The 23,289-nt window shown below is 67.8% G+C and carries 17 protein-coding genes and 4 pseudogenes; 11 read left to right on the forward strand and 10 right to left on the reverse strand.

The annotated features are described in order from the left end of the window. Positions 1-179: 179 nt before the first annotated feature. Complete coding sequence (locus ACWCP0_RS35255; RefSeq protein ID WP_451082829.1) at positions 180-1,094, forward strand: patatin-like phospholipase family protein; 915 nt, start codon at positions 180-182, stop codon at positions 1,092-1,094. A gap of 1,072 nt (positions 1,095-2,166) precedes the next feature. Next, on the forward strand, positions 2,167-2,997 hold the full coding sequence (locus tag ACWCP0_RS35260; RefSeq protein ID WP_451082830.1) for an NAD(P)H-quinone oxidoreductase: 831 nt from the start codon (positions 2,167-2,169) through the stop codon (positions 2,995-2,997). Here the strand turns inward: ACWCP0_RS35260 and ACWCP0_RS35265 are convergent. The 3 genes and pseudogenes from ACWCP0_RS35265 to ACWCP0_RS35275 form a co-directional block, all read right to left on the reverse strand. Beyond that, positions 2,906-3,811, reverse strand: coding sequence for a hypothetical protein (locus tag ACWCP0_RS35265; RefSeq protein WP_451082831.1), 906 nt, complete (start codon positions 3,809-3,811; stop codon positions 2,906-2,908). The genes ACWCP0_RS35260 and ACWCP0_RS35265 overlap by 92 nt on opposite strands. 148 nt (positions 3,812-3,959) lie before the next feature. Further along, a pseudogene (locus ACWCP0_RS35270) lies at positions 3,960-4,130 on the reverse strand (IS701 family transposase); the annotation flags it as partial. 684 nt (positions 4,131-4,814) lie between these two features. Further along, positions 4,815-5,705 (reverse strand): helix-turn-helix transcriptional regulator, encoded by an 891-nt coding sequence (locus ACWCP0_RS35275; RefSeq protein WP_451082832.1) that lies wholly within the window; start codon positions 5,703-5,705, stop codon positions 4,815-4,817. 873 nt (positions 5,706-6,578) lie between these two features. Here ACWCP0_RS35275 and ACWCP0_RS35280 point away from each other — a divergent pair. From ACWCP0_RS35280 to ACWCP0_RS35300, 5 genes and pseudogenes are all read left to right on the forward strand, one after another. After that, on the forward strand, positions 6,579-7,607 hold the full coding sequence (locus tag ACWCP0_RS35280; RefSeq protein WP_451082833.1) for an alcohol dehydrogenase: 1,029 nt from the start codon (positions 6,579-6,581) through the stop codon (positions 7,605-7,607). A gap of 3 nt (positions 7,608-7,610) precedes the next feature. Further along, a pseudogene (locus ACWCP0_RS35285) lies at positions 7,611-9,034 on the forward strand (aldehyde dehydrogenase family protein). Between the two features lie 191 nt (positions 9,035-9,225). Continuing rightward, positions 9,226-10,014, forward strand: coding sequence for a maleylpyruvate isomerase family mycothiol-dependent enzyme (locus tag ACWCP0_RS35290; protein WP_451082862.1), 789 nt, complete (start codon positions 9,226-9,228; stop codon positions 10,012-10,014). An 80-nt stretch (positions 10,015-10,094) separates the two neighbouring features. Next, complete coding sequence (locus ACWCP0_RS35295) at positions 10,095-10,229, forward strand: hypothetical protein (RefSeq protein ID WP_451082834.1); 135 nt, start codon at positions 10,095-10,097, stop codon at positions 10,227-10,229. 150 nt (positions 10,230-10,379) lie between these two features. Then, positions 10,380-11,426, forward strand: coding sequence for a nuclear transport factor 2 family protein (locus ACWCP0_RS35300; RefSeq protein WP_451082835.1), 1,047 nt, complete (start codon positions 10,380-10,382; stop codon positions 11,424-11,426). A 377-nt stretch (positions 11,427-11,803) separates the two neighbouring features. Here ACWCP0_RS35300 and ACWCP0_RS35305 read toward each other — a convergent pair. Further along, positions 11,804-12,631: pseudogene (locus tag ACWCP0_RS35305) on the reverse strand (IS110 family transposase); the annotation flags it as partial. Positions 12,632-12,650: 19 nt separating this feature from the next. On the opposite strand from ACWCP0_RS35305, the gene ACWCP0_RS35310 reads away from it, so the two are divergent. Then, positions 12,651-13,019 (forward strand): hypothetical protein, encoded by a 369-nt coding sequence (locus ACWCP0_RS35310; RefSeq protein ID WP_451082836.1) that lies wholly within the window; start codon positions 12,651-12,653, stop codon positions 13,017-13,019. On the opposite strand, the gene ACWCP0_RS35315 is transcribed toward ACWCP0_RS35310, so the two are convergent. The 3 genes from ACWCP0_RS35315 to ACWCP0_RS35325 all read right to left on the reverse strand — a co-directional run bounded on the left by ACWCP0_RS35315 (position 12,973) and on the right by ACWCP0_RS35325 (position 15,415). After that, the gene (locus ACWCP0_RS35315; RefSeq protein WP_451082837.1) at positions 12,973-13,341 is read right to left on the reverse strand and encodes a hypothetical protein; all 369 of its coding nucleotides are present in this window, start codon (positions 13,339-13,341) and stop codon (positions 12,973-12,975) included. The two genes, ACWCP0_RS35310 and ACWCP0_RS35315, sit on opposite strands and share 47 nt — an antisense overlap. Before the next feature lie 259 nt (positions 13,342-13,600). Next, positions 13,601-14,515, reverse strand: coding sequence for an MBL fold metallo-hydrolase (locus ACWCP0_RS35320; RefSeq protein WP_451082838.1), 915 nt, complete (start codon positions 14,513-14,515; stop codon positions 13,601-13,603). A 57-nt stretch (positions 14,516-14,572) separates the two neighbouring features. After that, the gene (locus ACWCP0_RS35325; protein WP_451082839.1) at positions 14,573-15,415 is read right to left on the reverse strand and encodes an alpha/beta fold hydrolase; all 843 of its coding nucleotides are present in this window, start codon (positions 15,413-15,415) and stop codon (positions 14,573-14,575) included. Between the two features lie 186 nt (positions 15,416-15,601). On the opposite strand from ACWCP0_RS35325, the gene ACWCP0_RS35330 reads away from it, so the two are divergent. Next, on the forward strand, positions 15,602-16,306 hold the full coding sequence (locus tag ACWCP0_RS35330; RefSeq protein ID WP_451082840.1) for a TetR/AcrR family transcriptional regulator: 705 nt from the start codon (positions 15,602-15,604) through the stop codon (positions 16,304-16,306). Positions 16,307-16,358: 52 nt separating this feature from the next. Here the strand turns inward: ACWCP0_RS35330 and ACWCP0_RS35335 are convergent, their stop codons facing one another. After that, complete coding sequence (locus tag ACWCP0_RS35335; protein ID WP_451082841.1) at positions 16,359-17,159, reverse strand: alpha/beta fold hydrolase; 801 nt, start codon at positions 17,157-17,159, stop codon at positions 16,359-16,361. A gap of 444 nt (positions 17,160-17,603) precedes the next feature. Between ACWCP0_RS35335 and ACWCP0_RS35340 the strand changes: the two genes are divergently transcribed. Together ACWCP0_RS35340 and ACWCP0_RS35345 are read left to right on the forward strand one after the other, a co-directional pair. Continuing rightward, positions 17,604-18,554, forward strand: coding sequence for a GlxA family transcriptional regulator (locus ACWCP0_RS35340; RefSeq protein ID WP_451082842.1), 951 nt, complete (start codon positions 17,604-17,606; stop codon positions 18,552-18,554). 109 nt (positions 18,555-18,663) lie between these two features. Next, positions 18,664-20,191: pseudogene (locus ACWCP0_RS35345) on the forward strand (ISL3 family transposase). Between the two features lie 280 nt (positions 20,192-20,471). Here the strand turns inward: ACWCP0_RS35345 and ACWCP0_RS35350 are convergent. Both ACWCP0_RS35350 and ACWCP0_RS35355 read right to left on the reverse strand, forming a co-directional pair. Beyond that, positions 20,472-20,603 (reverse strand): hypothetical protein, encoded by a 132-nt coding sequence (locus ACWCP0_RS35350; RefSeq protein WP_451082843.1) that lies wholly within the window; start codon positions 20,601-20,603, stop codon positions 20,472-20,474. A 48-nt stretch (positions 20,604-20,651) separates the two neighbouring features. Beyond that, positions 20,652-23,015 carry a glycosyl hydrolase family 95 catalytic domain-containing protein gene (locus ACWCP0_RS35355; RefSeq protein WP_451082844.1) on the reverse strand — a complete coding sequence of 788 codons (2,364 nt, stop codon included), beginning with the start codon at positions 23,013-23,015 and terminating at the stop codon, positions 20,652-20,654. Positions 23,016-23,289: the final 274 nt, after the last annotated feature.

The following is a 23,289-nucleotide window of genomic DNA, read 5'->3' on the forward strand; positions in this document are numbered from 1 at the left end:
GGCTCGGGACTCCTGGCACGCCCGCGGAATGAGTCGAGGGGGGCGCCCATGCCGCGCGCCCCCCGACCCTGCGCACAGATCCTGCCCCCGAGCCGTCCCCTGGAGCCGTGAACACCATGACAATGTCCTCCACACCTGCTGCGCCGACAGAGCCCGACGGGCTGCACTCGGTCTGGCGCGTGCTCACCGAGCGCGCACAGGCCAACAGCCAGCCTGGCGCACGCGCCGACGGGCACCGCGTCGCACTGGCCATCGAGGGCGGCGGGATGCGCGGCATCATCGCCGGCGGGATGGCCCTGGCGCTGCACGAACTCGGCCTGACCAACGGCTTCGACGCCGTCTACGGCGCCTCCGCCGGCGCCGCGTCCGGAGCGTGGCTGCTGAGCAGCAGCCCGCAATCGCTGCGCTTCTGGGCGGAACCCCGCTACGCCAGAACGGCGATCCGGCACTCGAACCCTCTGCGCGGGCGGCCGCTCGTAGACCTGCACGCCTTCTACGAGGTGCTCTACCGCTACGGTCACCAGCACTTCGCGCCAATGGACTTCGCCTCGATCCTGGCCGGCGACATCGAGTACCACCCGCTGGCCACCGACGCCGCAACCGGCAAGTCCACCGACCTGCGGCCCTTCATCGGCGACGCCACGGAGTTGCGCCTTGCACTGCGGGCCAGCGCCGCCCTGCCGCTACTGGCGGGCGACCCCGTGACACTGCGCGGGCACCGGTTCTACGACGCAGGCGTCTCCGAATCCGTGCCCTACCGAACCGCGCTGGCCCAGGGGGCAACCCATGTCATGGTGCTGCGATCCCGGCGTGCCATCGACACGGCGCGCCCCTCGCGCTCCGCCCCGGTCATCGCCAAGACCTTGCTGCGCCGTGAGCCCGCGGCCTTGCGTCGGGTCTTCCTCGACCGCGAAGCGCGCCTGGCCGAAGACGACGCGTACCTGGGCAACCACCCGACGATCGTCTCGATCCGCCCCGCGCCGAGCACACCGCCGGTCGGCCGCCTGGCTCGCCAGAGCGACCTCCTCGAAACCGCACTGGAAGCCGGACGTGCCGCGGTCTATGAGGCTCATAGCCGCCAGTGCGACGTGTGACGGGTCCGTTCTCATCCCTTGGCGCCGGGCGGGCCCGCGGGTGGCTGCGGGAGAAGCAGGCAACAACGCCCCAGCCCACGAATTCGTTTCTCACCACAGTGACTGGGAGTTACTCAGCTCCGCTGATACGGCGGGCCGCGACGGGTCGGCCGCGTGTGGAGGACCGGCAGGTCATCGACGGGATGGTCTACAGGCGCTGGTCCACGGCCTGGCCTTCCTGCACCTCGACGGCAAGCTTGACGCCTCCACCCCCGAGGTGGTCGCCGACCAGGTCCGCGCCCCCGTCCACGCACTGTTCGCCGCCCCTGCGGCGATGTTACGGACGGCGGCCGCACCTCACGTGCAGACTAGGGCATAACCGGTCGTGTTGCGCTGGGAGGACTGGCCAACGGGCAGGGTGGGGGCGGGCTGGCGGTGTTGATCCGCGACCACCCGCGAGGCATCGGCTGGTGTATCCAGCGTCAGACGTCCTTCAGGTGAGTGCCTTTGGTCTCTCGCGTCAGGTAGCACGCGGCGCCCGTGAACCATCGGAGCCGCATGGCGACCGCCACAGCCCCGTGTTGATGACGCTGTTAACTCCCGGGCGCCTCTGGTACTCATGGAAGCCTCATGCGTCGGCTGCATGAGCGGAGCGCGGTGACGGCAAGATCAATCAATGACCCGGTGGCGCCGAGGGCCTGGAAGGCGCCGAGGTCGAAGAGGTCGGCCTTGTCGACGAGTTCACGGCCCTGTCTAGAGCTGTCGCCGCAGTGTGGTCCGACATCGTCATGGCAGCGCATTGGCGCCTCCGAGAAGGCCGGTCGGGCGGGGGCCGGGTGCCAGCCTGACGTTGGGCAGGGCGGCTGTCCCTCCGATGTTGCAGCTGCATGCCTTGTGCTTCAATGTCTACAGTGTAAACATTGAGGTCATCTCGGGGATCCGGGACGCGAGCTGTCATTCATTCCCTCTCGGTGCGGTGTGCGTGACGTCGTGACACACCCTCGGCGCCGGACTTCGGGCAAGGTCATGCCGCGAGCACCCCGTCCTGGACGTCCGTGGAAGCCCCTTGTCCCAGTCATGTGAACGGAGCGTCATGAAAGCAGTGTCGATCAAGGAACCGGGCGGCCCTGAGGTCCTGGAATGGATCGAGGTCGAGGACCCGTTTCCGGCCGCCGACGAAGTGGTCATCGATGTGGTGGCCAGTGCCCTGAACCGGGCGGACATCATGCAGCGTTGGGGACTCTACCCCCTGGCACCGGGCGCTTCGCCGTATCCGGGACTGGAGGTCTCGGGCCGTATCAGCGCCGTCGGCGAGGGTGTGAGCGGCTGGCAGGTGGGCGATGAGGCCTGCGCGCTGTTGACGGGCGGCGGCTACGCTCAGAAGGTGGCCGTCCCTGCGGGACAGCTGTTCACGGTGCCGAGGGGAATCGGCCTGGTCGAGGCCGCGGGCCTGCCCGAGGCGGTCGCCACGGTGTGGTCCAACATCGTCATGACCGCCGGGCTGAAGGAAGGCGAGACCCTCCTCGTGCACGGTGGGGCCGGAGGTGTTGGCACCGTGGCGATCCAGATTGCAACGGCGCTGGGGGCCCGAGTCGTCACCACTGTCGGCGGACCCGAGAAGGTCGCGCGGGCGCTGGAACTGGGCGCTGATGTGGCGGTCGACTACCGCACGCAGGACTTCGCCGAGCACGGCCCCTACGACGTGATCCTCGACGTCATCGGCGGCGACTACCTCGAACGCAACATCCGATCCCTCGCCGTCGGCGGACGCCTCGTCGTCATCGGCCTCCAGAACGGCCTGGAGGGCAACCTCAACCTGGCCGAATTGCTGTTCAAGCGCATATCCGTGCACGGCACCGCCTTGCGCTCCCGGTCCAAAGAGCAGAAGGCCGCCATCGTCGCCGAGGTGCAGAAGAACGTCTGACAGGGCGGTCACGGGTCGCATCTACCAGCGAAAGGAGGTGTTCAGGTCCTTTGTGGTACGGGTCCGTTGACCAGAACCCACGCCGAGCGTGCGCGGTTGCGTACGTTGACCCCGGCGACGTGGTCGGCGGGGCCACTCGCTTGCGGGCGTGCCAGCGCCGGTAGCGGCCAAGACGGCGGCCCTGGTAGTTGTCCCCGTCGGACGTGGTGGCGAGGTTGGCGATGCCCCGGTCCACACCGATCCAGTCCGCCGGGTGGGTGTTGAGCGGGGCCTCCGGGATCTCGCAGGTGGCGATCAGGAACCACATGCCGGCCCGGTGCACGAGATCCGACTCGCCCCGCCGGTATTTCTCGAGCATCGCCAACTGGGCAGGGTGCCCGGTGTACCGGACGTTCTTGATCCGCCCGGCCACGGTCCAGATGCTGATGGTCCGCGCGTCGTGCTGCCAGGACAGGATCCGGTCGTCGTAGGGCTGGGCCGCATCGGGGCGGAAGACGACCGGCTTCGACTCCGCACGGCCGCGCCGCCTCGACCCGTTCGGGCCGAGGTTTCCCGCCCGGATGTTCCCCCGCAACGTGGCGTAAGCGTCCACGACCTTCTTCACCACCCGCACGGCCGGCTGGGCAGCAAGCCCGAACTCCGCCTTCAAGCGGGCGTAGACGAGCTTCTGCAGCTCGTTGCGAGAGGTGGTGCCCGTCTCGTACGCGACCACCGATACCGCATCAGCCGCCCGGTTGCACACGCGCAAGGTCGCCGCCAAAGCCGCCGCCACCTCCGGCGACGGCAACAGCTTCACCTGCACCACGACCTTCACCCCTTCAACCTAACCGCCACCACTGACAACAGCCGAAAGCACAGGTCACGACCAATGCGCAGAGATCTCCGCCGCTCCGCGGCTCCGCTCCAAGGACCCATTCCTCCCCGCCCAGAAGGACGGGGCCTCCTGGGAGAAGTCAGGTGAACAGGTGGTCGATGCGGCCGAAGCGCGGCACCTGCTGGGACTTCGGGACGGCCAGGACGTAGCCGATGGCGGTCTCTTCCAGCATCCGGCGGAAGCGCCACTCCTGGCCGTAGGCGGAGTCGGCGGTCACCCAGGCGATCGGCAGCGGCGAGGTGAGCGCGCGCAGCACGATCCCACCGAGATCGCGGACCTGCCGCTGGACATCCCACGGCTCCGTGATCTCCATTGGACCCACGTCGGTCAGAACAGGCTTGGACCGGGCCCCGCTGCGACTGTTGCCGCTGTCGGCACCGGCGCCGGCAGGATCGTGCTCTTCGAGAGCGGACTCCAGCACGCGCTTGGTCCCTCACGGGTCAGACCACCCGGTGCCCAGGTCGCCACCGGCGCCGTCGGCGAACTGCACACCACGTTGAGGGCCCTGCTCCTGCTGCTCATGATCGGCGGATTCCACAACGGAGCCAACGACCTCACCCACGCCGAGCACCTGTACTGCCTGACCAGCGCGAACGACCGGATCGAGCGGGCCGGCACCTGGATCTTCCCGCAGCGCTGGCAGCTGTGCCGACACAGCAGCTGGAACCGGGCACAGCGTGCCGGGAAGGTCACCGTGCACCGTCTGGACCCGGCCACCCACGTCGGACCGCTCAGTTGCATCAGTCCCCGCCCGACTGCCCGGCCACCGCAGCCATTTGGACCTCATTACGGACACTGTGATCGGTGTCATCGGCGCACGCGAAGGAGCGAGCACGCGGGCCCGCGGGGGACGGTGACGGGGAATGAGCGCCATCTGCTGGATGTGGCGGGCCTGGATCCTGGCAGAGCGCCTTGTCGGTCGTGCGGGAGTGCCGCACCGGCCTTACGAGCGGTTCTGCTCGCGGAGGGTTTCTCGCGCCCGGCCGGGTTGGGCGTGTCCGGCGGCCCACGAGGCCAGCATGGCGAGTGCTTCCTCGGACGGCGACCCGGGGGCGGCGAGGAAGGTGAAGAGCGTCTGATCCGGGTCGTCGGGGAAGGTCAGGGCCTCCGTGTGAAAGGTCAGCTCCCCCACGATCGGATGGTGCAGCACCTTGGTGTCATGGCCTACCTGAACCACCTTCTGCACGGCCCACCAGCGACGGAAGGGCTCACTCCGCATCGACAGCTCGCCCACCAGGTCCGCGGTGCGCACGTCGTCGGGGTGCCGGGCGGCGTCCATCCGTAGCGCCCCGACGAACTCGGCGGCGATCCGCTCCCAGCTGTCGCCGAACAGCGAGCGCGCCGCATCGTCGATCATGATCCAGCGCACCGCGTTACGTTCCCGCACGGGCATGGCGTCGAAGTCGGCCAGGAGAGCTCGGGCCATCCGGTTGGCCGCCAGCACGTCGGTGCGGCGCCCTAGCACGAAGGCGGGGGTGTCTCCCAGCCGCGCCAGCAACGCATGCACCCCGGGCCGCACCTTCTGCACCGTGCGCGGGGCCCGGCGACGTGGGGACGCCGGCCGACGCGAGACCGCGTGCAGGTAGCTGCGTTCCGCGGTGTCGAGCCGCAGCGCGCTCGCCAAGGCGTCCAGCACCGACTCCGACGGGGTGATCGGCCTGCCCTGCTCCAGCCGCGTGTAGTAGTCCACGCTCACGCCGGCCAGCGCCGCCAGCTCCTCCCGGCGCAGCCCGGGAACCCGACGCGGCGCGTCGACATGGATGCCCAGCTGCTCCGGGTCCATCGCGGCACGCCGGGCACGCAGGAAGTCGCTGAGCCTCTCGTTCCGTTCCATGGACCAAGGATCGCGCCGATCCGCGGGCGCGGACAGTCGCAGGGTGGCCCTGCGCGTCCCAGGAACAACGAGGCCACATCCACGCTCCTCGCCGGTGTGCGCGAGCGGTTGGCTGGAGAACGGGACGCCACCCGGCTCTCTCAGCAACCTCAGCCGTGCGCCGGCCGCACGGCCCAGTACAGGAGCAACCGCCATGTCTTCCACCTATCTCATCACCGGTGCGATCTCCGGGTGGCGATCGGGATGTCCCGAAACTTGCGAGGCGTGGCGCCGAACGCTGTCGTCTCCTGACGCGGCTCCGACGACGATCGATAGCAACGACACCTCCTGACAGATTTCGGACTGCTGCCGTGCCAATCTCGACACGCATACGGAGTTCCGCGAGAAAGTCGGTAAAAGAGCTGCAGCGTACTTCGCGGAGAGATCCCCGGTGACAAGCAAGTACGAGTTCATCGACGAGATTTGACTCGAACGAGCGCGCATCACGCGTGAGCGACGCGCATTACGCGTGATTTACCTGACCCGCGAGGCAGCCCTTACATCGAATTCTGGGACGGCGAATCGCCGCGTCAAATAGATGGTTATTCGTCTGTCCGGGAACCGCTAGATCCCTCACAAGGTCGGCCTGACGCCCGGTCGGGCGGCGCGCGGCTTGACCGGCAGTCTTCCAGGGTGCTTGTGCCAATTTCTACAAATGGCAGACAGAAGGTGATCACTCAGAGGTGCGTCGAAGACAGGAAAACTTCATGAGTAACGTCGAAGACAGGAACACTTCATGAGCAAATACAGGAATAGGGTCATCGTGAGCGAACAGTCCCTGAGCTGCATGTCGATGTACGGCGACGACTTTCCCTTCCCCGAGGAGTACTGAAAATGAGTACCTATCGAGTCGCGCAGGTGGACGAACCCGACGGCACCTTCGAACTCACCGAGCGAGAGGTGCCGCAGCCGGGTTTCGGTGAGGTCAGGATCGCCGTGGAGGCGTGCGGCGTCTGCCACTCTGACGCGGCTTTCGTGAGCGCTGGGCTCCCAGGCGTGTCGTTCCCCGAGGTACCCGGGCATGAGATCGCCGGACACATCGAGGAACTGGGCGAGGGCGTTCAGGACCGTGGATGGCAGATCGGTGACCGGGTCGCGGTCGGCTGGTTCGGGGGCGGCTGTGGTCATTGCAGGCCCTGCCGGCAGGGCGACTTCATCGTCTGCCGGAACCTGAAGGTCCCCGGGTGGACGTATGACGGAGGATTCGCCGAGAAGGTGATTGCGCCCGCCGACGCCCTGGCCCGTATCCCCGACGCGCTGTCGGCGGTCGACGCGGGGCCGATGGCCTGCGCCGGCGCGACCGTCTTCAACGGCCTGCGGCGCAGCTCCGCCCGTCCCGGCGATCTGGTTGCGGTGCTCGGTCTTGGCGGCCTGGGGCACCTCGGGGTGCAGTACGCGGTCGCGATGGGCTTTGAGACCGTTGCCATCGCCCGAGGCCTCGAGAAGGCCGACTTCGCCAAGCAGCTCGGCGCCCATCACTACATCGACAGCACCTCCGGCACTCCGGTCGCCGAAGCGCTGCAGTCCCTCGGCGGCGCCAAGGTCGTACTGGCCACCGCGGGCAACTCCGAGGCCATCACCGCGACCGTGGACGGTCTGGCCCCCCGCGGGGAGCTCGTGACCATCGGAGTGGACTCCACTCCACTCGGCATCAACCCGACCCAGCTGCTCGTGAGCGCCCACGTCGTCCGAGGTCACCCCGCGGGCACCTCGCAGGACGTGGAGGACACCATGGCCTTCAGCGCCCTGCACAACATCCGGCCGATGACCGAGACCATGCCACTGGACCGTGTGAACGAGGGCTTCCAGAAGATGCTCTCCGGCAAAGCGCGGTTCCGTGTCGTCCTGACGATGGGGGCGTGAACGATGGCCACGCAGCATCTGGCCCAGGCCACGCCGGCCGGTGTTCCGGCGAACGAGTTCCGGGACGTGTTCGATGCTCAGAAGGCGCGCTTCGCGTCAGGCATCACACGATCGTACGAGTGGCGGATCGATCAGCTCGACCGTATGGCGCGCTTGATCAGTGAGAACGAGGACCGCCTCCAGGAGGCCATACGCAGCGACTTCAAGACCGCCAAGTCCGAGTACGTCTTCGAGACGTCGTCCGCGGTGTTCGAGGCCGCGTTCCAGAAGAGCCAGCTGAAGGACTGGATGGAGCCGGCCGAGGCCCCGGTTCCGCGGGCGCTCGCCGCGACCGGCCACCGCGCGGAGGTCCATCGCGATCCCTACGGCGTCACGCTCGTCATCGGGCCCTCCAACGGTCCGCTGACGCTCCTGATCCGTCCCGCGCTCGGGGTGCTGGCCGCGGGCAACACGTGTGTTCTGTCGCTCAGCAGCGCACTGAGCGCCACCGCCGAGGTTCTGCTCGACCTCGTTCCGCGGTACTTCGATCCCCGTGACGTGACGGCCGTGCTGGGCGGCAGGGCCTCGAACACGGCACTGCTGGAGCTCCCGTTCGACTTCATCTTCTTCACCGGGAGCCGACGGTGGGGAAGGCGGTCGCACGCGCGGCAGCGGAGCATCTCACGCCGGTGGTTCTCGAACTCGGCGGCCAGAACCCGGCGCTGGTCGACCAGACGGCGAACATCGCCGACGCCGCGAAGAAGATCGTGTGGGGTGCGACGGCCTGGGGCGGTCAGTGGTGCACATCGCCGGGATACGCGTATGTCCACGAGTCGGTCGCCGATGAGTTCGTGGCCGAAGCCAAGAAGGCGCTGGCCGAGCTCTACGGCGACGACCCGAGGAACAACCCGGACTACTCCCGTATGGTCAGCGCGGCGGCGGTCGCGCGTCTGGCCGGTCTCGTCGATCCCGAGAAGGTCGTCGCTGGTGGCCAGTCCGCCCCGGGGGAACGCTACATCGACCCGACGATCGTGTACCCCGTCTCGTGGGACGACAAGATCATGGAGGACGAGGTCTTCGGCCCCATCCTCCCCGTGCTTCGCTACTCGTCCCTCGACGAGGCGTTCGCGCGCATCGCGGCAATGCCCTCGCCGCTCGCCGGCTTCGTGTTCAGCCGCGACCAGAAGACGATCGACCGCTTCATCGGTGAGCTCTCGTTCGGAGGCGGCGCGGTGAACCAGGTGAACATTCACCTCTACGTCGAATCGATGCCGTTCGGCGGCGTGGGCACGGCCGGAATGGGCGAGTACTACGGCAAGTCGGGATTCGACACGTTCACCAACGCGAAGTCGATCCTGATCTCGCCGCCGGATGTCGCGATCGACCACCTCTTCCCCCCGTACACCGACGACAAGGTCGAAGCGCTGAACCAGTGGTTCGACTACTGAAATCGGTGAGGCTGCGCGGAAAGTGACTGCGGAAGCGGGACCGAGCACCGGTCCCGCTCCCGCAACACAGCGACCAGAGGGTGGCTTGACACCTTCGAAGCCTAAGAATAAAGACCCCTGAACACTTTCGAGCCAGCTGTCCGACCCGGGCAGGCCAAAAAAGAATGGAGAAAACAATGACGGTTGCAGCGATGAAAGGCTTCCGCCTGTTGACGCAGGATATGCTCACCTTGGCTGAGGCGCTCGGCGACGACGACTGGAGCCGCCCCAGCGGCGCCGAGGGCTGGACGGTCAAGGACGTCTTCTCGCACACCGGTCAGCTTGTCTCGCTGCTGACGGCAGCCGTCCAGGGGACGCTGGAGTACCCGGATCCGCCACTCGGCATCGAGCCCCTGAACAACGTCCTGGTCGGCTCGACCCGCGAGCAGGAGCCTGCCGCGGTCGTCGACTTCCTGCGAGCCCAGTCGGAAGCCGCGTTTCCGGTGTTCGAGGCCCTCCAGGAGGAGCCCCTCGCGTCGTCCACGGCGGAGTTGCTCGACCTCGGGACGTATGAGCTGCACGCGATCGCGAACATGTTCACCTTCGACTTCGCCGCGCACCTCCATTTCGATCTCCTCGCTCCCCGCGGGCCGCTGAATGTCGCGGTGCCGCCCATGGACGAAGATCGAACGGCGCCCGCTGTCAGCTGGCTCATGGGCGGAATCCCGAAGATGCAGTCCACCCTGTATCGCTCGCTTCAGGCACCCGTCGGCCTCGATCTGACAGGACCGGGATCGACGAGCGTCGTTGTCCACCGCGTCGGGGATGCCATCGTCGTCGACGACAGCGGCACCGCTCCGTCTCCCGCGGCTGTGGTGACGTCGTCCGCCTTCGACTTCCTGGCCTGGTCGACCACCCGGATTCCGTGGCGTGAGGTGACTCAGGTGAACGGCGACGTCTCCATCGCGGCGAGCTTCCTGGACGAGCTGAATCTGATCTGACCGACGAAGCTCGGGCGTATGCGGCGCTTGACGCCGGTGCTGGTCTCCCAGGCAGCCACGACAAGGTTGACCCGCTGACCGTGCTCGCCGACTACCTGCTTCCGATGATCCCGACCACCTTGCTGACCATTGTGAAGGACACCGGGCACCTCTTGCCCCGTGAGGTGCCCGACCAGGTGGCCGCGCACATCGGCGCGTTCGTGGCCCGGCTGTAAGCACAGCATTCGGGCCACACATCTCCGGCAGGGCGATCTGCCGTGGCTCCACGTGCCGTGCACTACACCTCCGAGACACGCGTAAGCGCGTTGCCGGGACACCGAACCGATCGGCCCCGTACCGGGGCATCAGAACGAATGAGATACATCATGACCACTGACGCACGCTTGTCCGTCTTTGAGCAGCTCGACCTGCCCGACACGAACCTCGCCCGGGACGCATACGCCGATGTGGACCAGATCTCGCCCGCATTCCTTCTCCATCACAGCGTCCGTAGCTATGTCTTCGCTCGCGCTCATGCTCAGAACCAGGGGCTGCGCGCCGGTACCGACTACGACGACGAGTTGCTGTTCCTCAGCTGTGTTCTGCACGACATCGGCGTGACCGAGGAGGGCAACGGCGACCAGCGCTTCGAAGTCGACGGCGCTGACGCCGCAGCCGCATTCCTGCGCGAGCGCGGCGTCGAAGAAGGGCGTATCGCCATTGCCTGGGACGCCATCGCCCTGCACACCTCGGATGGCATCGCCGAGCGGAAGGGCACGGTGGTCGCGCTGGCCCAGGCCGGCATCAGCACCGACATCCTCGGAGTTCGGCGTGAGAGCCTTCCATCCGGCCTTGCCGACGATGTGCACGCCCTGCTCCCGCGCCTGGACCTCGGCTACGCGCTCAGCGACGCCATCCTCACCCAGACCAAGTCCAAGCCCCACAAGGCGTCCCCGCTGACCTTCCCGGGCGACCTGCTGCGCCGCCATCTGCCCTACGGCGCCTACCCCGGCTGGTACGACCTGCTCGCCGGGGCCGGCTGGGGCGACAAGCCCGTCGGCGCCGTCGCCCGGCGCCGCGCTGAGACGCCTGAGCAGGTGGGGACCTTGTTCATGGAGTACCTGGAGGCAGGCGACGTAGAGGGCCTGGTACCGCTTTACGAGCCGAATGCCCACTTCGTCCCTGTCCCGGGAACTCACTTGGTGGGCACGGACGCCATCCGCGCGGCCATGCAGCAGATGGTCGACAGCGGTGCTCACCTCAAGCTCGAACTGCGCGACATTCGACAGGTTGACGACGTCGCCCTGGTGTCGAACAACGCCATCCTCACCCGAGCCGGACCGGAGCCGGTGATCTCCACCACAACCGAGATCCTTCGACGCCAGCCGGACGGCGGCTGGGTTCACGTCGTGGACGACCCGTTCTTCAGCTGACCGCTTCGGGCGGCTTGTGATTGGACGCACAGGCCGCCCAGGGCTCAGCCTGACTCTGGTCCGAAAATGAAGCTTGAACGCTGGCAGGCAGGTAGGTTCAGGGTGCTGCGATGAGGTCGAAGCGGACGGTGAGGCCGATGGCGTTGGCCTGTCGGGTGATCCGGCGGAGAGCGCGTTCGGTGTCAGTTACCTGCACACTTGCAACATCAAGGGGCTGTTGACCTGGGCTGCTGCAGTTCAACAGGTAGATAATGTGCTTCGCTTTGAGCTGGGGTGATGTAGCCAGCTAAGGGCTCGCAGAGGATCAACCTGTTGCTTCCCCTGATCCGGCTCGTTGAATCTCAATGGGCTGTCAAGCCCCGGGAGACACGACAGCGTCAGCCAGAGCCCCGGACGTTCGGTGGGGTGAGTACGTAGGGGCGGTTGTCGCGGAGCATCGCCCAGAGCACGTCGACGCGGCGGCGGCCCAGAGCGAAGGCGGCCTGAACGTGGCGCAGGCCCTCGGCTCGTTTTCGCAGGTAGAAGTCTCTGGGGGACCGGGGTACTGCATGGCGCTCTGGGCGGAGAGGTAGAACACCCAGCGCAGGCGGCGGTCGTACCGTTTGGGCCGGTGCAGGTTGCCGGTGCGGCGTCCGGAGTCGCGTGGGACGGGGGCGAGGCCGGCGTGGGCGGCCAAGCGGCCCGCATTGCGGTAGGTGGACAGGTCTCCGGCGATGGCGACGAACTCGGCGCCCAGGGTCGGGCCCATGCCGGGCAGGGACTCGATGATCTCGGCGCGGTCGTCGGCGCGGAAGGTCTCGTGGATCTCCCGGTCGTTGGCGGCGATTCGTGCGTCGAGTGTGAGCAGATGGTGGGCCAGCTTGCCCAAGAGGGCTGCGGCGCGGGTCTCGCCCGGCAAGGTGGTGTGCTGCCGGTCCGCCGCCGCGACGGCCTTCTCCGCGATGTTCTGAGGGCTGCGAAACTTTGCGCCGCTGAGGCCATGTGGCCAGCCGTTTCACACCGGTGCGCCGCAGGGCGGGCGGGGTCTGATAGTGCGTCAGCATGATGACGGCGCCCTTGGAGCGGGCGTAGTCGAAGGCGCCCTCCAAGGCCGGGCTGATGCCGCACAGCAGGTCGCGCATCCGGTTGACGAGGCGGACGCGTTCGGCGATCAGGTCGCGCCGGTTGGCGGTCAGCAGCCGGAGGGTACAGACCTGTTCGGGTGGGATCGTGATGATAGGGGCCGTGCCAGCCCGCGCTGGTCTCGCCCTGCGGGCAGGTGACCTGCCGGCGGTCGAAGTCGATGTGGAAGTCGTCGCAGCCGAAGCCGTCGTTCTTGCGGTGCTGGCGGGTGGAGTTGACCGGCAGCGGTCCGGTGAGCGTGACCTGGTGTTCGCGGGCTGCCTGTTCCAGATGGACCAGGGAGGTGTAGCCGCCGTTGACCCGATGCTCGGCGGGCAGCAGCCCGCGGCGCTTCAGCCGGGTGTGGATGCCGGGCAGAGCCTTAGCGTCGTAGCTGGTGGCGTCGGTGGTGACCACATCTGTGATCACGTTGACGCCGTCAGGATCACAGGTCTCGGTGAGATGTGCGACGAACCCTTTTCCAACGAGTGACATGTCCGCGGCGCGCATAGCGGGCCGTCGGGTCGTAGGGCGAGACGACTGCGACGGCCGAGGGCGGCAGCCCGCCGTCCTCGGCGGTGCGCCAGCGCAGGCGGCCGGCCCCGTCGCGGTAGTAGTTCTGCACCATGATCTGCCGCAGAGCCCGGACCCGCTCGTCAACGACCCAGATGTCCCACGCCTCCCCCTGCTCGCCGGTCCGGTGAATGTCACGGGCGACCTGGAGGGCGTCGCGGGAGGTGCCGGTGCGGAAGTGCGCCCCGTCGGGCGTGGTCCAGGTGGGGGCGTAGAGGGGGTTCCAGTCACGGCGAGTCAAGGCGGGCTCCCTTCGAGGCGGTGGCCGAAGGGCCCGGCCTGTGGCAGCCGGGCCCTGGGATGGTCAGGCGCGGACGAACTCGGCTGACGCGCCCCCGGCGCGAATGGTCCGCGCCTCTTGCCAGCGGGTGAGGCCGCCGTGTGCCTCGAGAACGAGATCCAGTGAGTCGCTCATGGGACGCCGTCGATTCGTGGGGAGTTGTGTTACGGGGGGGGCGGCCTGTCGGCGTGCTGCCGACAGGCCGCCCAGGCCGACCGGCTTACTGCCGCCAGGCCGCGACGAGGTTCTGCACCGGGTCGCCGCCTTCGCGCGCGAGGTAGAGGGCGCGGGAGCTGACCCAGAGAACGGTCGGGCCGACATGGTCCGGGTAGCGGTCGAGCATCGCTCGGAAGAACGCGTCCGCGGTGCCGTGCGCGGCCAGCGCGGCCTCGGCGTCGTCGAGGTACCGGCGGGTCTCGGCGAAGAGGCGCGCGGCGTCGTCGTCGAGGTTCTTGTTCTGGTGGCTGGCCACGATGTGGCGCGGTGCCAGCGCGGCTACGGTGTCGATGGCCTTGCGCCAGGGGCCGAAGTCGCCGTCGGCGGACTCGGCGAGGTAGACGTGGACGCCGTTGTAGATGACGTCGCCGGCCACCACGAGGTCCAGGTCCGGCACATGCACCACCGCGCTGTCGTCGCTGTCCGCATGCCCCACCTCCACGAGGCTGACGTCGTGTCCTTCGAGGGTGAGGCGGTTGCCGGGCGCCGCGACGGCCGTGACCGGGGACGGGGGGATCTGGCCCGGCCACAGGACGTCCCAGAGGACCTCCCGGGCGTACACGTTGTTGTGCATCTGCGCGATGGAGCCCGCGGTGGCGACCACCTGGGCGCCGAAGCGCTCGGCCAGCACCCCGGCGGTGAACCAGTGGTCACCGTGCCCATGGGTGACGACGATGTGCGTCAGCCGCTTCCCGCTCGCCTCGACCCAGTCACCGACCGCTTGCGCCTGGTCGAGGGTGAGTGGCGGGTCGACGAGGACGGCGTCCTGCGCGCCGTGGATCAAGGTGACCGCGATGGGCTGGAAGTTGCGGGGTTCTCCGTTCGGCAGCGGTCCGGGACCGGCCATGGGCAGCGGGTCCGCGACGAACACGTCATAACCAAGAGTGGAGTTGGTACTGAGGTTGCTGTGGGCGGACATGGTGTCTCCTGTCAATCACTGCATGTGGTCTGGTGGTTGGTGTGGTCGTCGGGCTGTTCATACGCGGTCGAGGAACTCCTTGACGTCACCTGCGAACTCGTCGTGGTGCTGGAAGAGGAAGCCGTGTGCCGCGTCCGGGTAGATCTTGATCTGCGCGTCGGGGATGAGCCCGGCGAGCAGGTGGGAGTAGCGGGGGAGGATCATCGGGTCGCTGTCGCCGGCTGCGACGAACACGGGTGCCTGGATCGCGGTCACCCGCTCCAGGAGGGCGACATTGGGGATGCCCCAGGCAGTGACCGCGTCGTACTGCGCCTGGCGCGTCTGCCATGTGGTGGGCGTGTCGAACTCGGTCCGGGTGAACATCCGTCCCATGGCCTTCTCCCCGGCGGACCGGCTCTCGGGTGAGGGGGTGTAGAAGACGTCGAGCACCTTGGCGGGCACGACCTCCGGCTCGCCCACCGAGTCGATGACCCACTTCGCCCACCCGTGCATACCGGGCGCGCCCTGGGGTGCTGCCGAGGCGAGCACGAGACGCCGTACCAGCGCGGGCCGGATCAGCGCGATCTCCTGGGCCACGAAGGAGCCCAGGGAGAAGCCGAGGATGTCGGCCTGCGCCAGGTCCAGGGCGTCGAGGAAGGCGATGGCGTCCAGTGCCATCTGCGCGACCGTGCTGGGTGTGGTGCCGCTGGATCCGCCGACGCCGGTGTTGTCGAAGGCGATGACGCGCCGGCCCTGGGCCAGGGCGTCGACCAGGGCCGGATCCCAGTAGTCGAGGTTGCCCCGGAAGTGCATGAGCAGAACCAGCGGAACGCCGCCTTCGCCTACCTCGCGATATGCGTACTCGATGCCGTTGGCGGCAGACACGGTCTTGGCGGGTGCCTCTGCGTAGAGCTGAGTCATCGGACTCTCCCTTTAGGGCTGGCCCCACAGGGGGCCGGGATGGATGCTCCGGCACACAGAAGCCGCTGATCGGCCGCTGAGCGCCATCGATGTGTACCGATCGATGTATACCGATCGCTTTACTTTGATGACGATGAAGCTATCCCCTTGCTCGGCAGATGTAAAGCGGTCGCTATACTTACGGGCATGGAGACTGAGGCAACGACCACCGGGACCGCCCGCAGCGGCGGACGCGGCGCACGGGAGCGCATCCTGCGCGCGGCGGGGGAGCTCTTCTATGCGCGCGGGATCCACGCCACCGGAGTGGCGGCGCTGATCGAGGCCGCGCATGTCTCGCCGCGGACCTTCTATGTGCACTTCCCGACCAAGAACGCGCTGGTGGAGGAGTATCTCCGCCGTTTCGAGAAGGAGACGCCGCTCCTCGCCGAAACAGAGCTGGAGCGCATCGACCTGACGCCGGTTCAGCGACTGCTGGCGATCTTCGCTCCGATCGACGGGTGCCCGGCGGCGGTCATCCGTGGCTGTCCGTTCCACAACGCCGTCGTCGAGGGCGCTGGGGAACTGCCCGAGATCGCCCACCTCGCGCAGCGGCACAAGCAGGCCTTCCGCGACCGCCTCGTAGCCACCGCCGCGGAAGCCGGAGCCGCCGACCCGGAGACCCTGGGCCGGCAGCTGGCCGTGCTCTTCGAAGGCGCCAACGCGCTCGCGGCCTCCAACAACGACGCGGAGGCCTTCACGGATGCCCGGCGTGCGGCCGAGACGCTGCTGGAGGCGGCGTTGAGGACCGCAAACGGGGCCCGCCCCACCGTCGACGACCACGACCTCCCCGGGCACCGTCAGAAGGCAGAACCAGGTGCGGATCTTGATCGGAAAGGTGAAAGTGCCTTCTGAGCTGGGAAGATGAGACTCGTCCAAGGTCTCTGTCATCACAGCGGGAAGGAGGCTAGAGGCGGGTGACGAACGCGCTGATGTGGGAGGCGATCTGATCGGGGACCTCCAGTGGTGAAAGGTGGCCGGTACCGCCGAGCTCGGTGAGGGTGGCTGTGGTGATCAGAGGAAGCAGGTGTTCCCGCAGAATCTGCGGCGGGTCCACCTTGTCGCCGCAGCCGGCCAACACCAGGACGGGAACGTCGATCGCACCGACCCTGTCCGTGAAGTCCTCGAGCAGCGCCTGTCGCGGCCAGGCCATGCGGGCCGCCTCGCCCGCCCGGGAGCTGTCCTCGTGCACCTGCCGACGTGCCTCGGCGGATAGCTCTCCGTTGGTCAGTACGAGATCGATGCTTTGGTCAATGGTCTCGTGGTTGTCGTAGGCGTGCGCCAGGGCCTCCTGGAACTCGTGTGTCACACCGATCGGAGCCGGCGGGGCGGGTGCGACAAGTACTGCGCCCTTCAATCCGGCCGGGCGGCGGGAGGCGAGCACCTGGGCCACCTTTCCACCCATTGAGTGGCCCACCACGACGTATTCGCTGTGGCCTAGTTCGTCGATGACGCGCTCGGCGTCGTCGGCGAGCTGCTCGATTCTGTAGGGGCCAGGAACGTGGGTGGACTCACCCCAGCCGCGGTGATCGAACGAGACGAACTTCTGCGCGGGGCTGAGGCGCTCGATGACGGGTCGCCAGGTGCGGTGGGAGCCGCCCCAGTAGTGGAGGAAGACCAGGGCCGGCCCGTGGCCCTCGCGGACGTGGCCGTAGATCCGCCCGTCCTTCACGTGGAAGTACCGGCCGATCGGGGTGTAGGGGGTCACGGCAGTCGGGTTCCTTACCTGGGGCCGGTGCTGAGCCGCTCTGCCGCGGCCGCTGCCGACGTGAGCCCGGCGGCTGGGCCATGCTGCTCATGACTCAATCGTCGTCCGGTCTTTCCCGCTCAACCACAAGCTGGTGTGCCACCATTCGTAATTTTCGGGACACGCCCGCCGGTCACGTCCGCCGACGGGTGACCCGCTGACCAACAGAGCCACGTCGCTGCTCCTCGGTGGCCACGGCCGATGGCTGCGATCACGTTGGTGGCTTTCCCTGCCGCTGCGCCGATACGGCTGCTCGGGTCGCTGGGACATCGAACCGCTCCGGCGCACCGTCACCCTCCCGTCCGAGTTCCGCACGGCCGACACATTCACCTGCCCTGGGCCGCCGGACATTCCTGCGGTACCCGGCTCAGCCTGTCCGGAAAGCTACGGTCGTAGCATTGGGGAATGGCTCCTCATCGCGTCGCGGTCCTGGTGCTGCCCTGTGTGCTTCCCATCGATCTGGGCATTCCGACCCAGATTTTCAACGCAAGGCCCAACACCCCATACGAACTCACGCTGTGCAGCGAAGCGCGTGGCAGCGTCACCACCAGTACCGGGTTCACGGTCGGAGGCACAGCAGGGCTGCCGGCCCTGGCGAGGGCGGACACGATCATTGTGCCGGGCTACTGGGAATATCAGCGGCCACCGGCAACTGAGGTCACGGCGGCTCTGAAACTCGCCTTCAGCCGGGGCGCCCGCATCGCCTCCATCTGCACCGGCGCCTTCGCACTGGCCGCAGCGGGTCTGCTGAACGGCCGTACCGTCACGACGCACTGGGCCAGCGCCGACGAACTCGAAAAGCTCTACCCCGAGGTCCGCGTAGACCGCAGCGTCCTCTACATCGACGACGACCCCCTGCTGACCTCCGCGGGTGTGACCGCCGGCATCGACCTCTGTCTCTACATCGTCCGCAAGGACCTCGGCAGTGCCGTCGCCAACGACATCGCCCGCGAACTGGTCGCCGCACCGCATCGCGACGGCGGCCAGGCCCAGTTCATCGCTCAGCCTCTGCCTGAGCCCAGTTCCCACACGCTTGCCGACACCCGCGACTGGGCCCTGAGTCACCTCGACGAAACGCTCACGCTGGAGGCCCTTGCCCGGCACGCCCGCGTCTCCGCCCGCACCCTGGTCCGCATGTGGCGCCAGGAAACCGGCATCACTCCGCACCAGTGGCTGCTCACCGCCCGCGTCAACCACGCCCGCGAACTCCTGGAAGTCACCGACCTCGGCATCGAACAGGTCGCCGCCCAAAGCGGCCTCGGAACCAGCACCAACCTCCGTGCCCGGTTCCGCGACGCGATCGGCACCACACCCTCTGCCTACCGGCGGACCTTCCAGCAGAAAACCACGGAGTGAGTGAAGCTGCCCGTGTGTCGATGCTCCTGCGGCCTTTGGGACTGTAAATCGTTCGGCCCTGTCTCACATTCGGTGGTGACGGAGAGTCGTGAGGGTCGTTGACTTTCATGTGAAGGATGTCAACGAGCTTGTGCGGACGGTGTTTTCGGGTCTGTCCCCGCTGCTCATCGAGGATGTGGCCGACGAGGGTGAGCGGATCGTGGTGCGGGCGCGGACTCCGCAGGAGGCCGCGGTCTGTCCGGTGTGCGGGGCGTCTTCGGGGCGGGTGCACGGATATCACTGGCGGATCGTGGCCGACGTACCGGTCGATGACCGCCGGGCGGTGGTCCGTGTGCGGGTGCGGCGTCTGGTGTGTCCCACGCGCGGCTGCCGCCACACCTTCCGCGAGCAGGTGCCCGGGGTGCTCGAGCGTTACCAGCGCCGCACGGCCCGTCTGACCAGGCAGGTCAAGGCCGTGGTCAAGGAGTTAGCGGGCCGGGCTCGGTTGCTGGCGATACTCGCGGTGGCCTGTCTCGTCACACGGCCCTGCGCGCCCTGTTGCGCATCCCGTTGCCCACCGGGCGGACGCCCCGTGTGATCGGCGTCGACGACTTTGCTCTGCGCCGGCGGCACCGCTATGCCACCGTGGTGATCGACGCCGAGACCCATGAGCGAATCGACGTGCTGCCCGACCGCACCGCCGACACGCTGGAGGCGTGGCTGCGCGAGCATCCGGGTGTCGAGGTTGTGTGCCGCGACGGCTCGGCGACCTATGCCGAGGCCATCCGCCGCGCCCTGCCCGACGCGGTGCAGGTCGCCGACCGGTGGCATCTGTGGCACAACCTGTGCGAAGCCGCCCTGAGCGAGGTGAAGGCGCACAGCAGCTGCTGGGCCACCGTGCTGGACGCGCCCCTGTACGACGGGCCTCGCGCACAGACCACCCTGGAGCGCTGGCACCAGGTCCACGGCCTGCTCGACCAGGGCGTGGGCCTGCTCGAATGCGCCCGCCGCCTCCAGCTGGCGCTGAACACCGTCAAACGCTACGCGCGAGCCGACCGGCCCGAACGGATGCTCCGCGTCCCCAAATACCGCGCCAGCCTCGTCGACCCCTACCGCGAGCACCTGCGCAAACGCCGGGCCGAAGACCCCGCCGTCCCCGTCCAGCACCTCTTCGAAGAGATCAAAGCCCTCGGCTACGAGGGCTGCCTCAACCTCCTGCACAAGTACATCAACCAAGGCCGCGCAGACGCCGACCGCAGCCACATCTCCCCGCGCCGGCTCGCCCGGATGATCCTCACCAGACCCGACAACCTCAAGACCGAACATCACGACCTCCTGGCACGGCTCACCGCCGCATCCCCGAGATGACCCAACTGGCCTCCTGCATCGGGGACTTCGCCGAGCTCCTGACGCCTCGCGAAGGAAATGCCGACGGGCTCGCGCGCTGGATCGTCCAGGTCCGCGCAACCGACCTGCCCCATCTGCACGCCTTCACCCGGGGCCTGGAACGGGACCGCGACGCCGTGATCGCCGCGCTCACGCTTCCGTACAGCAACGGCCCCACCGAGGGCGTCAACACCAAGACCAAGCGGATCGCGCGCCAGATGCACGGACGAGCAGGCTTCACCCTCCTTCGCCACCGCATCCTCCTCGGATAGCGGCACTCTCCGTCACCACCGAATGTGAGACAGGGCCGAACGATTTACAGTCCCGCGTTCTGCGGCCTTGCTGCTCGGGGGGAAGGGGTATTGGGCGCTGGAGCTCTTCAGGGTCGGTGTTGGTTCGACGAGGCGGATGTCCCGTCTTGTGCCCGCTCGTGAAGCAACCTGCCCGTGGCTGCACCGAGCAGGCACTGCTGCGTGCGGAGCGGGACGTCGGCAATGTCGCCGACGGGATGCAGGCTGTGGTGGGCGAGGGTGCAGGCCATCGTCGAGGGCCCTACCCCGGCAGTTCCCGGACGGGGCGGGGCCGCCGGTAGGTACGGGTCGCCTCCGGGGAGTAGCCGATGACACGCAGTTCGCCGGATGCGGTGAGCGCGCAGGCCATGAATTTTGCCGCGTGGGGCGACACGACGCGTCGCGTTGGGCTCGGAGTCGGCACGCGCTGGAGGCACGGCTGTCAGGAGATTCGCAGCGTCACCGAGTTGCCGGGCTTGAGGCTGATCTGCTTGCGGAAACCGCCGGCGTGCAGCTCGGTCGTGGTGCCGCCGACGCTGCGGACGGTGACTGCGGTCGCCTTGCCGTTGCGCCAGGCCAGGTCGACCACGAAGCCGCCCCGGGCGCCGACGCCGCGCACCGAGCCTTTAGCCGCCCACGCGTCGGGGAGCGCGGGCAGCAACTCGATGACGCCGGGGCGGGAGTAGAGGAGCATCTCCAGCGCCGCGGTGGCGCCGCCCAGGTTCGCGTCGATCTGGAAGATCGTGTAACTGCCCTGGCTGTACATGTCGAACCAGTTCGCCGAGGTGCCATTGCTGTTGGTGATCGACGGCCGCAGCACCGTCAGGTAGAGCTGGTACGCCTTCTCCGCGTCCTTTAGCCGCGACCAGCACAGCGATCGCCAGGCGCAGGCCCAGCCGTAGCTGTCCATGCCGCGGGCGGTAAGCAGTTCGCGCACGCCCTTGAGGAGGTCGGCCGGGCTCTTGTCGGCGGAGATGCGGTCGCCGGGGTAGAAGCCGACCAGCGGGGACAGGTGGCGGTGGGTGATCTCGCCGAGGTTGTCCGGGCTCATCCATTCCTCCAGCCACCCTGTCTTCGGGCTGACCTGAGGGAGGTAGAGCTTCTCCTGTATCGCGGCCAGGTCGGCAGCCAGGTCGGTGTCGCGGTGCAGTACACGGGAGGCGGTCTTGAACTCCTCGAGCAGTTCCCAGGCGAGTTCCTGCGCGTAGGTGATGCCCTTGCTGTCCGGACCGTGCTCGGGCGACCAGGCGGTGTCGTCGATCAGCACCTCGCGCGACGTGCCGTCCGCGTCGGAGACCTGGGCGGTGATCAGGCGCGCCTGCCAAAACTCGGCCGCGCCCTTGAGGACCGGGTAGATCAGCTCCAGGTACTCGCGGTCCTGGCTGTACTCGTAGTGCCGCCACAGCGAGTTGCAGAGCCAGGCGTTGCCGGACGGGTGCCAGGCCCAGCCGCTGCCGCCGTGGATGTTCGTGGAGAACGCGACCGCCCAGCCTGCGATCTTCCCACTGCTGTTGCGGAACCGGTTGCGTTCGTTGTTGTAGAGGCGCTTGGTGACGTCGGTCCAGACCGGGAGCTGGGAGACGCAGTAGCGGGCGAGGGCGTACGAGCTCTCCCCCAGGCCGACGGGATCGGCGAGCCAGTAGTTCATCTGGATGTTGATGTCGGTGTGGTAGTCCGCGTACCAGTCCGGCGTGTTGTTGTGCACCCAGATTCCCTGCAGGTTCATCGGGAGCCAGTCGCGGGAGCCGGTGATGGTTAGATAGCGGCCATACTGGACGTAGGCGGCCTCCAGCTCCGGGTCCGGCGTGGACTTGTCGGTGTAGCGCACCGCGATGCGCGACCAGGAGTCCAGCGACCGCTGGATGCCCGTTGACTCGCCCAGATCGATCGAGAACCGGTTGTATAGCCGCTGGTAGTCGGCGACGTGGGTGTTCAGGAGCCGGGTGCCGGACACGCGCGCGGCGGTCGTCACCTTGGCGCGGGCCGTAGCTAGCGGGTCGCTACTCGCGTCGCGAAAGTCCTTGGCGGCGTCCGGGGCGTAGTTGGTGCCGCCGCACACCACGACCAGGAGTTCACGGCAGCCCGCGAAGGACACCTTGTTCTGCTCCACGGCGACCTGGCCGCCGGTGCCGACCGCCATCGCGGCGGCGGCGTAGCGCAGGCCGTTGGCGAGTTTCCCGGTGAACGACAGTTGCCCGTTGGCGCCCGAGGTGGTCTCGTCGTGCGTGCCGGCCAGCGAGATCGTCCCGGTGTGCGGTCCACCGGTGAGCCGGATGACGAGCACGTCGTCCGGGTGGCTGGCATAGACCTCGCGGCGGTAGGGGATGCCGCGCACCCGGTAGGTCGCGGACACCACGCCGTTGCTTAGGTCGAGTTGGCGGCGGTACTCGGTCACCGTGTCGCTCGAGTGGCCCGACAGGGCGATCCGGAGCTTGGCTAGCAGTCCGAAACTGCCGAAGTCATCTTTTCCATACGGGAGTTGGCCGTCGTCGGTGAGGGTGTCGTTGCGTCCGCCCGACCAGAAGGAGCCGTCGGTGAGGTAGACGAAGTCGTCGGCCGGGTCACAGCCGACGAGCGCACCAAGGCGGCCGTTGCCGACCGGGAGCGCCTCCTGGATGATGTGCGCCTCGTCTGCGGGCGTGCGGTACCAGATCGTGGTGGCCTTGTCCTCCGGGACGAAGAGCACGTCGGAGGGCCGGGACGGCGCCGCATGCGCCGTGAACGGGCGGAAACCGCCGGCAAAAGCGAGTCCGCTACCGGCAACACCGGTGATGCGGAGGAAATCGCGACGAGAGGAAGCGGGCACGGGGTTCCCTTCCACAGAAGCAGTAGCGCGGGAGCCCCCGAAACGTAGGTGACGCGTTTTGCACATGTCAACAGCCATGACGCATGACCATCCGACCTTTGTGGAGAACGATTAGAAGGTAGGGGTGAATTATGCGCGCATCACACACCAAATGCCTTGCCTATCGGTCATCGGGAGTACCTAGTTATCGGATGTATGGCGGACATGGTGGGCTACGGCGCGGGTGTGATCCCGAGGCATATTTTTGCTTGGTTGAGTCGGTGGTGATCCTGAC

This window comes from Streptomyces sp. NPDC001970, from assembly GCF_053594115.1.

Excerpts from the sequence above, each read along its gene's own strand:
- ACWCP0_RS35260 (WP_451082830.1), top strand. The coding sequence starts at position 2,167 with ATGAAAGCAGTGTCGATCAAGGAACCGGGCGGCCCTGAGGTCCTGGAA.
- ACWCP0_RS35330 (WP_451082840.1), top strand. The coding sequence starts at position 15,602 with ATGGAGACTGAGGCAACGACCACCGGGACCGCCCGCAGCGGCGGACGC.
- ACWCP0_RS35300 (WP_451082835.1), top strand. The coding sequence starts at position 10,380 with ATGACCACTGACGCACGCTTGTCCGTCTTTGAGCAGCTCGACCTGCCC.
- ACWCP0_RS35280 (WP_451082833.1), top strand. The coding sequence starts at position 6,579 with ATGAGTACCTATCGAGTCGCGCAGGTGGACGAACCCGACGGCACCTTC.
- ACWCP0_RS35340 (WP_451082842.1), top strand. The coding sequence starts at position 17,604 with ATGGCTCCTCATCGCGTCGCGGTCCTGGTGCTGCCCTGTGTGCTTCCC.
- ACWCP0_RS35320 (WP_451082838.1), bottom strand. The coding sequence starts at position 14,515 with ATGTCCGCCCACAGCAACCTCAGTACCAACTCCACTCTTGGTTATGAC.
- ACWCP0_RS35290 (WP_451082862.1), top strand. The coding sequence starts at position 9,226 with ATGAAAGGCTTCCGCCTGTTGACGCAGGATATGCTCACCTTGGCTGAG.
- ACWCP0_RS35325 (WP_451082839.1), bottom strand. The coding sequence starts at position 15,415 with ATGACTCAGCTCTACGCAGAGGCACCCGCCAAGACCGTGTCTGCCGCC.
- ACWCP0_RS35275 (WP_451082832.1), bottom strand. The coding sequence starts at position 5,705 with ATGGAACGGAACGAGAGGCTCAGCGACTTCCTGCGTGCCCGGCGTGCC.